General features: G+C 68.9%; 11 protein-coding genes. 8 read left to right on the forward strand and 3 right to left on the reverse strand.

Annotation, left to right across the window (positions count from 1 at the left end; all coding sequences use genetic code 11):
* Positions 1-3 precede the first annotated feature (3 nt).
* The 6 genes from DFP85_RS18305 to DFP85_RS18330 all read left to right on the forward strand — a co-directional run bounded on the left by DFP85_RS18305 (position 4) and on the right by DFP85_RS18330 (position 6989).
* A complete protein-coding gene (locus DFP85_RS18305) occupies positions 4-2685 on the forward strand; it encodes a [protein-PII] uridylyltransferase (RefSeq protein ID WP_133637845.1) in 2682 nt (893 codons plus the stop codon).
* Positions 2686-2829: 144 nt separating this feature from the next.
* Positions 2830-4035, forward strand: a complete 1206-nt coding sequence (gene dapC, locus DFP85_RS18310) for a succinyldiaminopimelate transaminase (protein ID WP_133637846.1) — start codon at positions 2830-2832, stop codon at positions 4033-4035.
* Positions 4029-4367 (forward strand): arsenate reductase, encoded by a 339-nt coding sequence (locus tag DFP85_RS18315; protein WP_133637847.1) that lies wholly within the window; start codon positions 4029-4031, stop codon positions 4365-4367. Before dapC ends, DFP85_RS18315 begins: the two co-directional genes overlap by 7 nt.
* A gap of 43 nt (positions 4368-4410) precedes the next feature.
* Complete coding sequence (gene dapD, locus DFP85_RS18320) at positions 4411-5436, forward strand: 2,3,4,5-tetrahydropyridine-2,6-dicarboxylate N-succinyltransferase (RefSeq protein WP_133637848.1); 1026 nt, start codon at positions 4411-4413, stop codon at positions 5434-5436.
* The gene (dapE, locus tag DFP85_RS18325) at positions 5423-6595 is read left to right on the forward strand and encodes a succinyl-diaminopimelate desuccinylase (protein WP_133637849.1); all 1173 of its coding nucleotides are present in this window, start codon (positions 5423-5425) and stop codon (positions 6593-6595) included. Before dapD ends, dapE begins: the two co-directional genes overlap by 14 nt.
* A 7-nt stretch (positions 6596-6602) precedes the next feature.
* Positions 6603-6989, forward strand: a complete 387-nt coding sequence (locus tag DFP85_RS18330; protein ID WP_133637850.1) for a hypothetical protein — start codon at positions 6603-6605, stop codon at positions 6987-6989.
* 78 nt (positions 6990-7067) lie between these two features.
* On the opposite strand, the gene DFP85_RS19255 is transcribed toward DFP85_RS18330, so the two are convergent.
* On the reverse strand, positions 7068-7532 hold the full coding sequence (locus tag DFP85_RS19255; protein ID WP_106231396.1) for a cold-shock protein: 465 nt from the start codon (positions 7530-7532) through the stop codon (positions 7068-7070).
* Between the two features lie 101 nt (positions 7533-7633).
* On the opposite strand from DFP85_RS19255, the gene DFP85_RS18340 reads away from it, so the two are divergent.
* Positions 7634-7879 carry a SlyX family protein gene (locus tag DFP85_RS18340; RefSeq protein WP_133637856.1) on the forward strand — a complete coding sequence of 82 codons (246 nt, stop codon included), beginning with the start codon at positions 7634-7636 and terminating at the stop codon, positions 7877-7879.
* A gap of 188 nt (positions 7880-8067) precedes the next feature.
* On the opposite strand, the gene trxB is transcribed toward DFP85_RS18340, so the two are convergent.
* Together trxB and DFP85_RS18350 are read right to left on the reverse strand one after the other, a co-directional pair.
* Positions 8068-9018, reverse strand: coding sequence for a thioredoxin-disulfide reductase (gene trxB, locus DFP85_RS18345; RefSeq protein ID WP_133637851.1), 951 nt, complete (start codon positions 9016-9018; stop codon positions 8068-8070).
* 56 nt (positions 9019-9074) lie between these two features.
* Complete coding sequence (locus tag DFP85_RS18350) at positions 9075-9284, reverse strand: zinc ribbon domain-containing protein (protein ID WP_133637852.1); 210 nt, start codon at positions 9282-9284, stop codon at positions 9075-9077.
* A gap of 185 nt (positions 9285-9469) precedes the next feature.
* Between DFP85_RS18350 and DFP85_RS18355 the strand changes: the two genes are divergently transcribed.
* Positions 9470-9660: hypothetical protein (locus tag DFP85_RS18355; protein WP_133637853.1), on the forward strand; the 191-nt coding region annotated here is incomplete at its 3' end.

Below are 9660 nucleotides of genomic sequence, written 5' to 3' on the forward strand. Positions count from 1 at the left end.
GCCATGCTCCTGCACCACTACCGCTTCATCCCCGACGACAGCCTCTTCGCTGTCGACGCCTTCCGCGCCGAGCTCGCCGGCGAGCGCTCGCCGATCGCCCCCTTCAAGGCGGCGCTGCGTGGCATCCAGGCCCGGCTCGACGAGCGCTTCCGCGCCGGTGCCGACATCCGCGACCTGGTGCACGGCCGGGCCTGGTGCCTGGACCGCCTGCTGGCCATCGCCTGGGAGCAGCACGCCTGGCCCGACGACGGGGTGGCGCTGCTCGCCGTGGGCGGCTACGGCCGCGGAGAGCTGCACCCCCACTCCGACATCGACCTGCTGCTGCTGCTCGAGCACGATGATGACGAGCCTTATCGGGAAGCCCTAACCGCCTTTATCACCTTCCTGTGGGACATCGGCCTGGAGATCGGCCACAGCGTGCGCTCGCTGGCCGACTGCGAGCGCGAGGCCGAGGCCGACGTGACGGTGATCACCAACCTGCTCGAGACCCGTACCCTGGCCGGGCCCGAGCACCTGCGCGAGGCGATGCAGGCGCGACTGTCCACCGACCGGCTGTGGCCGGCGGACCGCTTCTTCGAGGCCAAGTGGCAGGAGCAGATCAGCCGTCACTACCGCTACAACAACTCCGAGTACCACCTCGAGCCCAACATCAAGAGCTCGCCGGGCGGGCTGCGCGACATCCAGATGATCGGCTGGGTGGCCAAGCGCCACTTCGGCACCCAGCGCTACGAGGACCTGGTCGCCGGCGGCTTCATGAACGATCCGGAGCTGCGCATCCTCAGCCAGGGCCAGGCCTTCCTGTGGCAGGTGCGCTACGCCCTGCACATGCTCACCGACCGCGCCGAGGACCGCCTGCTGTTCGACCACCAGCGCACCATCGCCGAGCTGTTCGGCTATCGCGACACACCGGAGCGCCTGGCCGTGGAGCAGTTCATGAAGCGCTACTATCGCCATGTCACGGCGCTGGCCGGGCTCAACGACATGCTGCTGCAGCACTTCGACGAGGCGATCCTGCACGCCGGCGAGGCGCTCACCACCGTGCCCCTCAACGAGCGCTTCGAGATCAAGGGGGGGTATATCCAGGCCCGCTCGCGCCATGTCTTCCGACGGCGCCCCTCGGCACTGCTCGAGCTCTTCCTGCTGATGGCCGAGCACCCGGAGATCGAGGGGGTGCGTGCCGACACCATCCGCCTGATCCGCGACCACCGCCACCAGATCGACGACCTCTATCGCGACGACCTTCGCCACCAGAGCCTGTTCATGGCCCTGCTGCGCTCGGGCGGCAACGTGGCTCGCCAGCTGCGACGCATGAACCGCTACGGCGTGCTCGGCAAGTACCTGCCCGAGTTCGGCCAGGCGGTGGGGTTGATGCAGCACGACCTCTTCCACATCTACACGGTGGACGCCCATACGCTGCGCCTGCTCAAGTGCATCCACGGCTTCCGCAAGCCCGAGGCGAAGGAGGAGTTTCCGGTCGCCGCCAACCTGATCCACCAGCTCCCCAAGCTGGAGCTCTTGTGGATCGCCGGCCTCTACCATGACATCGGCAAGGGACGCGGCGGCGACCACTCGACCCTGGGCGCCCGGGATGCAGAGGCCTTCTGCGAGCGCCATGGGCTCTCCAGCCGCGACACGCGCCTGGTCAGCTGGCTGGTGGAGCACCACCTGATGATGTCCATGGTCGCCCAGAAGCGCGACATCACCGACCCCGACGTGATCGCCGAATTCGCCCGCCTGGTGGGCGACGAGACGCGGCTCGACTACCTCTACGTGCTGACGGTGGCCGACATCACCGCCACCAACCCGACCCTGTGGAACGGCTGGCGGGCCTCGCTGCTGCGCCAGCTGCACAGCGAGACCAAGCGCGCCCTGCGTCGGGGGCTGGAGAATCCCCTGGAGCGCGACGACTGGGTCCGGGAGACACGCAGCGAGGCCCACTCGCTGCTCGCCTCGGTGGGCGCCGACATGGCCCGGGTCGACCGGCTCTGGGAGTCGCTGGGCGAGGACTACTTCCTGCAGTACGCCCCCAGCGAGATCGTCTGGCAGACCCAGGGCATCCTCGACCATGGCGACAGCCAGCTGCCGCTGATCCTGATCAACGCCCCCACCGACGACATGGCCGAGGGCGGCACCAAGGTCTTCATCCACACCCGCTCGGTGGACGACCTGTTCGCCGCCACCGCCGCCGCCATGGACCAGCTGGGGCTGTCGATCCACGACGCCCGCATCGCCACCTCCAGCAACGACTGGACGCTGAACACCTTCATCGTGCTGGACGATCACGGCCAGGCGATCCGCGACCGCGAGCGCATCGAGGAGATCCGCCGCCACCTGGTGGAGGAGCTCGACGACCCGGACGACTACCCGCAGATCGTCACCCGGCACACCCCTCGCCAGCTCAAGCACTTCCGGGTGCCCACCGAGGTCAGCATCGAGCAGGACCCGGCCAACGAGCGCACCCTGCTCGAGCTCGTCGCGCCCGATCGCCCCGGCCTGCTGGCCCGGGTGGGACGCATCTTCATGGAGCAGGACATCGCGCTGTCGGCGGCCAAGATCGCGACCCTCGGCGAGCGGGTCGAGGACGTCTTCTTCATCACCGACAAGGCCGGGGCGCCGCTCACCGACCCGGGACGCCAGCAGCGCCTGCGCGAGCGCCTCATCGAGGTCCTCGCCATCCCCGGCTGACGCCGCCCGCCGGGCCGGCGTTTGAGGCCGCCCCGGGGCTTCCCTATAATCGACGCCCTGCCCGCCCGCGCGCCGCCGAGCCGCGGGCCACCAACGACAACGACGCCGGACGCTTGCTTCTGTCCCAGGCGCATCTGGACCGCCATGAATCCCGACCTCGACGCGCTCAAGCCCTACCCCTTCGAGAAGCTCGCCGCCCTCAAGGCCGGCGTGACGCCGCCCGAGGGACTCACGCCCATCCCGCTGACCATTGGCGAGCCCCGTCTCGCACCTTTCGCAGCGGCCCTCGAGGCGCTCACCGCCCACCGCCAGGACTTCGCCCGTTACCCCGCCACCGCCGGGACGGCCGAGCTGCGTGCGGCGATCGCCGGCTGGGCGATGCGACGCTTCGCCCTGGCGGGCCTCGACGCCGAGACCCAGGTGCTGCCGGTGAACGGCACCCGGGAGGCGATCTTCGCCTTCGTCCAGGCGGCGCTGGACCGCACCCGCCCGGCCAAGGTGGCGATGCCCAACCCCTTCTACCAGATCTACGAGGGCGCCACCCTGCTCGCCGGCGGCGAGCCACTCTACCTGGACGCCACGGCCGAGAGCGGCTTCCGGCCGGACCTGGACCGGGTGCCCGCCGAGACCTGGCGCGACGTCCAGCTGGTGTTCCTCTGCTCGCCGGCCAACCCCACCGGTGCGGTGACGCCACTGGCCGAGTTCGAGAAGCTCATCGCCCTGGCCGACGAGCACGACTTCCTGATCGCCTCGGACGAGTGCTACTCGGAGCTCTACCTGGACGAGGCCGCCCCGCCGCCGGGGCTGCTCGAGGCCTGCGCGCGCCTCGGTCGCCACGACTACCGGCGCTGCCTGGTGTTCCACTCCCTCTCCAAGCGCTCCAACCTGCCGGGGCTGCGCTCCGGGTTCGTCGCCGGAGACGCCGAACTCATCGCCCCGTTCCGGCGCTACCGCACCTATCACGGCTGCGCCATGTCGCTGCCCGTGCAGCAGGCCTCGATCACCGCCTGGAACGACGAGGCCCACGTGCGTGCCAACCGCGAGGCCTACCGCGAGACCTTCGCCGCGGTGACCGAGGTCCTCTCCCCGGTGATGGACTTCCCCGCCCCCGAGGCGAGCTTCTACCTGTGGCCGGCGGTGCCCGGCGGGGACGACGAGGCCTTCACCCGCGCGCTCCATGCGGAGACGAACGTCAGCGTGCTGCCCGGCAGCTACATGGGCCGGGTCGGCAGCAGCGGCACCAACCCCGGCAGCGGGCGGCTGCGCCTGGCACTGGTCGCCGAGGTCGAGGCCACGGTGGAGGCCGCCTGGCGCATCCGCCGCTTCATCGAGAGGAATCCCCGATGCTGACGCTCTACGTGATCAAGAACTGCGACACCTGTCGCCGCGCCCGCAAGGCGCTGGACGGCAGGGGTCTCCCCTACCAGATCCATGACCTGCGCGAGGACGGCCTCTCGGCCCCGCTGCTGGAGCACATCCTGCACCGGGTGCCGGTCATGGAGGTGCTCAACAGGCGCAGCACCACCTGGCGGGAGCTCGATGACGAGGAGAAGGCCGACATCGACGCCAACAAGGCCCGCGAGCTGATGCTGGCCCACCCCACCCTGCTCAAGCGCCCGCTGCTCGATACCGGCGACGAGCTCCTCGTCGGCTACCGCGACGGCGACTACGACTCACTCTAGGGCCCGCCAGGCCCTCCCCCACGCTTCCAGAGGACATCACCCCATGCTGAGCTTTGCACTCGGAATCGGCACCCAGAACACCCAGGGCGACTGGCTGGAGATCTACTACCCGGCCCCGCTGCTCGACCCCGATGCCGACCTGGTGGCCGCCGCCGCCAAGGTACTCGACGCCCCTGCCGGCAACGCCGCGGTCAGCTTCCTGCCCGAGCAGTGCGCGGAGCTTGCCGGCGCGCTGAAGGCCGCCGGCCACGAGGAACAGGCCGAACTGGCCGACGCCCTGGCCGCGAGCCGCCGCCCGCTGGTGGCCATGTTCCTGGACGTGGACACCCCTCCCCAGAGCGCCCCGGAGGTCTACCTCAAGCTGCACCTGCTCTCCCACCGCCTGGTGAAGCCCCACGGCCTGGACCTCACCGGCATGTTCGGCCTGCTGCGCAACATCGCCTGGACGAACGAAGGCGCCATCGATATCGAGGAGCTGCCCGCACGCCGCCTCAAGGCCCGCCTGGAAGGGCGAGCGCTCTCCGTGGACTGCGTCGACAAGTTCCCCAAGATGACCGACTACGTGGTGCCCGCCGGCGTGCGCATCGGCGATACCGCCCGGGTGCGCCTGGGCGCCTATCTCGGCGAGGGCACCACGGTGATGCACGAGGGCTTCGTCAACTTCAACGCCGGCACCGAGGGGCCGGGCATGATCGAGGGGCGCATCTCCGCCGGCGTGATGGTCGGCAAGGGCTCGGACCTCGGGGGCGGCTGCTCCACCATGGGCACCCTCTCCGGCGGCGGCAACATCGTCATCAAGGTGGGCGAGGGCTGCCTGATCGGTGCCAATGCCGGCATCGGCATCCCGCTGGGCGACCGCTGCACCGTGGAGGCCGGCCTCTACATCACCGCCGGGGCCAAGGTCACCCTGCTCGACGACCAGGGCCAGGAGGTCGAGACCGTGGCCGCCCGCGAGCTGGCCGGCCAGGATGACCTGCTGCTGCGCCGCAACTCCCAGAACGGTCGCATCGAGTGCCTCACCAACAAGAGTGCCATCGCGCTCAACGAGGCGCTACATGCCAACAACTGAGCCGACCGCGCTCTCCCCGACCCTGCAGCTCGCCTTCGAGCTGATCCGGCGCCCCTCGGTGACGCCGGATGACCTGGGCTGCCAGGCGCTGATGATCGAGCGCCTCGAGGCGCTCGGCTTCCGGGTCGAGCGCCTGCCCTTCGGTGACGTGGAGAACTTCTGGGCCACCCGTGGCCACCATGGCCCCCTGCTGGCCTTCGCCGGCCACACCGACGTGGTGCCCAGCGGCCCCCATACCCGCTGGGACTTCCCGCCCTTCGAGCCATGCATCGATGAGGCGGGCATGCTGCGGGGCAGAGGGGCCGCCGACATGAAGGGCAGCCTGGCGGCGATGGTCACGGCGGTGGAGCGCTTCGTGACCGCCCATCCGGATCACCACGGGCGGATCGGTTTCCTCATCACCTCCGACGAGGAGGGGCCGGCGGTGGACGGCACCCGGGCCGTGGTCGAGCACCTGCGCGAGACCCACGACCGGCTCGACTACTGCATCGTCGGCGAACCCTCCTCCACCGACCGCCTCGGCGACGTGATCAAGAACGGTCGACGCGGTTCGCTGGGCGGGGTGCTGCATGTCAAGGGCATCCAGGGCCATGTGGCCTATCCGCACCTGGCGCGCAACCCCATCCACCAGGCGCTGCCGGCGCTGGACGCCCTGGCACGGGAGCACTGGGACGCCGGCAACGCCTTCTTCCCCGCCACCAGCTTCCAGGTCTCCAACATCCGCTCGGGCACCGGCGCTACCAACGTCATCCCCGGCGACGTCGAGGTGGTGTTCAACTTCCGCTTCTCCACCGAGGTGACCCACGAGCAACTGAAGCAACGCACCGAGGCGCTGCTCGAGGCCCATGGCCTCGACTATCACCTGGACTGGACGCTCAACGGCGAGCCCTTCCTCACCGCCGAGGGCGAGCTGGTGGAGGCCGCCGTGAGCGGCGTGGAGGATGCCCTGGGCCACCGCCCCGAGCTCTCCACCGCGGGTGGCACGTCGGACGGGCGCTTCATCGCTACCCTGGGCAGCCAGGTGGTCGAACTCGGCCCCTGCAATGCCACCATCCACCAGGTCAACGAGCGGGTGCTGGCCTCGGACCTCGATGACCTCAGCCGTGTCTACGAGGCGATCCTCGCCAGACTGTTCGTCAACGGCACGGCCCGGCCCTGAGGCGCCCATGCAATCCTACCCCGATATCGAGATCTACCTGGCCCACTGCGACATCGCGCGCCTGGACGCCTGGCTTCAGCAGACCATCGGCGCCGAGCCGCTGTCGCCCGCGGGCAAGCGCCAGTGGCGCACCCTCGGCCACGCCGCTGCCGGCGAGGTGCCGGTGCTGGTGGTGGAGAAGGCCGCCGACGGCTTCGCGAGCCTGTGGCTCGACAGCCCGGAGACACCCTGGGTGACCGACGCGGCCTGTGCCCGGGAAGCCGCCGCTCGGCTGGGCTGCGAGGTGCGCTGCTCGCTGGGCGGCTGGCAGCCCGGCGACGACCCGGACCGCTTCCTGCAGGTGCTGCCCGATGGCAGCGAGCAGGCGATCGACTGGCCCGACTCGGGGCAGTGAGCCAAAACGACATCGCCCCGCAGGTGCGGGGCGATGTCGTTGGCAGTGAGAAGACACGTCGAGCGCAGGCGCTTCGATTCACGTAATCACGGTGACGTCGTCGGCCTGCAGCCCACGCTCGTTCTGGATGACGTGGTAGCGCACCTTCTGGCCCTCGGCGAGGGTGCGGTGCCCCCGTCCGCGGATGGCACGGAAGTGCACGAAGACATCCTCGCCATCGTCACGGGTGATGAAGCCATAGCCCTTGTTGACGTTGAACCACTTGACCTCGCCGATCTCGCGATCGTCGTCCTCGACCTCTGCCAGGTTGACCAGCTGGGGCGTCAGGGCGTTGACCGCCAGGGTGGCGACCAGCAGGACCAGGAAGACCGCGGCGGCGGCGGCGAAATAGACCACGGCCACGCCGCCGACCTGGAGGCTGGAAAACAGCTCACGGGACAGCACGCCGCCGGTGAGATGGACGAACAGGGCAATCAGCAGCGGGGCCGGCGCGGCCAGCAGCAGGCTGATGAGACTGCAACGAAACACGACCTTTCGATTCATGGACCTGTAAGACTCTCTTGTCGGGGTGAAAGGAAGGAAGAAACCATCATGATCATGAAGGTGCCACGATGAACGGCGACACCCAGCGCGAGAATTCTACCATGCGCACCGATACGACGCCTGTCGAGCTGGCACGGCGCCTCGAGGCCCTGGAGAGCCGTATCGCCTACCAGGAGCACTGGCTCGACACCCTGGACGCGGCCGTGGCCGGCCAGGAGCAGCGGCTATCGCAGCTCGAACGGCTCAATGCACTGATGACGGAACGACTGCGCGACCAGCAGCGGGCGCTGCAGGAATACGACACGGCGACGCCTGGCCCCGGGGACGAGGTGCCGCCGCATTACTAGCGCCGAGCGCCGAGCGCCGAGCGCCGAGCGCCGCAGAATGATCGCCAATGCCTGGCGCGCAAAAAATACTCAACCCCGTTGGCACTCATGACCAATGGGGTTGATGGTGTTTCCCAGAATACTCACTGCCCGTCACCGAACAGCTTGGCGCTCGGTGCTTGCAGCTTGTCGCTGCCCGAAGGGCGCTGTCAGAGCTCGTCCAGGTAGCGCTCGGCGTCCAGTGCGGCCATGCAGCCGGTGCCGGCGGAGGTCACGGCCTGGCGGTAGACGTGATCCATCACGTCGCCGGCGGCGAACACGCCCGGCACGCTGGTCGCGGTGGCATTGCCGTCGAGGCCGGACTGGACCCGGATATAGCCGCCGGCCATCTCGAGCTGGCCCTCGAAGATGCCGGTATTGGGGCTGTGGCCGATGGCGATGAAGAGCCCGGGCGCCTGAACCTCCTTGGTCTCGCCGCTCTCGGTGGACCTGAGGCGCACCCCGGTCACGCCGCTGCCGTCGCCCAGCACCTCGTCCAGGGTCTGGTTCCACTCCAGCACCACGTTGCCGTTCTCGGCCTTCTCGAACAGCTTGTCCTGGAGGATCTTCTCGGCGCGCAGGCTGTCCCGGCGGTGCACCAGGGTCACCTTGGAGGCGATGTTGGAGAGGTAGAGCGCCTCCTCCACGGCAGTATTGCCGCCGCCCACCACGACCACCTCCTGGTTGCGGTAGAAGAAGCCGTCGCAGGTCGCGCAGGCCGAGACGCCCTGCCCCATGAACTTCTGCTCCGACTCGAGGCCCAGGTAGCGGGCGCTGGCGCCGGTGGCGATGATCAGGGCGTCACAGGTGTAGGTGCCGTTGTCGCCCTTGAGCGTGAAGGGGCGATTGCGCAGATCCACCTCGTGGACATGGTCGAAGAGCACCTCGGTGTCGAAGCGCTCGGCATGGCGCTTCATGCGCTCCATCAGCTCGGGCCCCTGGACGCCGGACTCGTCCCCCGGCCAGTTGTCCACGTCGGTGGTGGTGGTCAGCTGGCCGCCGGCCTGGATGCCGGTGATCAGCAGGGGCTTCAGGTTGGCGCGGGCCGCATAGACGGCCGCGGTGTAGCCGGCGGGGCCGGAGCCCAGGATGATCAGGCGTTCGTGACGCGCATCGCTCATGGAGGACCTCGTAATGAATCGAGTTGAATCGGGTGGGCGACGCCCGGCGGGAGAGCCTACAGCACGTCGTCGTCGCTCCCCAGGGTCACCTGGAAGGCGCTCTCGTCCTGCAGATCGACATCGACACGCACCTGGATAGGCTCACAGCAGACATGGCAATCCTCCCAGGTGACATGACTGCCCTGGCTGGGGTCGACCAGCAGGTCGAAGGGGGCATCGCAGTAGGGACAGTGCACGCGGCGCGACGTCAGCTGTTCTTCGTGCATCCGGCCTCCCGTGACCATCATGCCGTATCGCAGCAATATGAGGGGCCGGGGTCCGCATTTCAAGGGCCCCCGACCGTCACGCTCCCCGGGCGGCGCTTGAAAAGGCCAACTATCATGACCATGTCATCAGCAAGGTACCAGGATGGTGCCCTCACTCCCCGCGATGCGAAAGGAGGACAGACAGCATGAGCAACGAGTCCACACCGGATACCCTGCAGACGCTGGACGCCGGCGGCACGACCTACCACTACCACAGCCTGGCGAAGGCCGCCGACGCGCTGGGCAACATCGACCGCCTGCCCAAGACCCTGAAGATCCTGCTGGAGAACCAGCTGCGCTTCGCCGATGACGAGAGCGTCTCCCGCGAGGACATGCA

The sequence above is a fragment of the Halomonas ventosae genome, from assembly GCF_004363555.1.
Classification (GTDB): domain Bacteria; phylum Pseudomonadota; class Gammaproteobacteria; order Pseudomonadales; family Halomonadaceae; genus Halomonas; species Halomonas ventosae.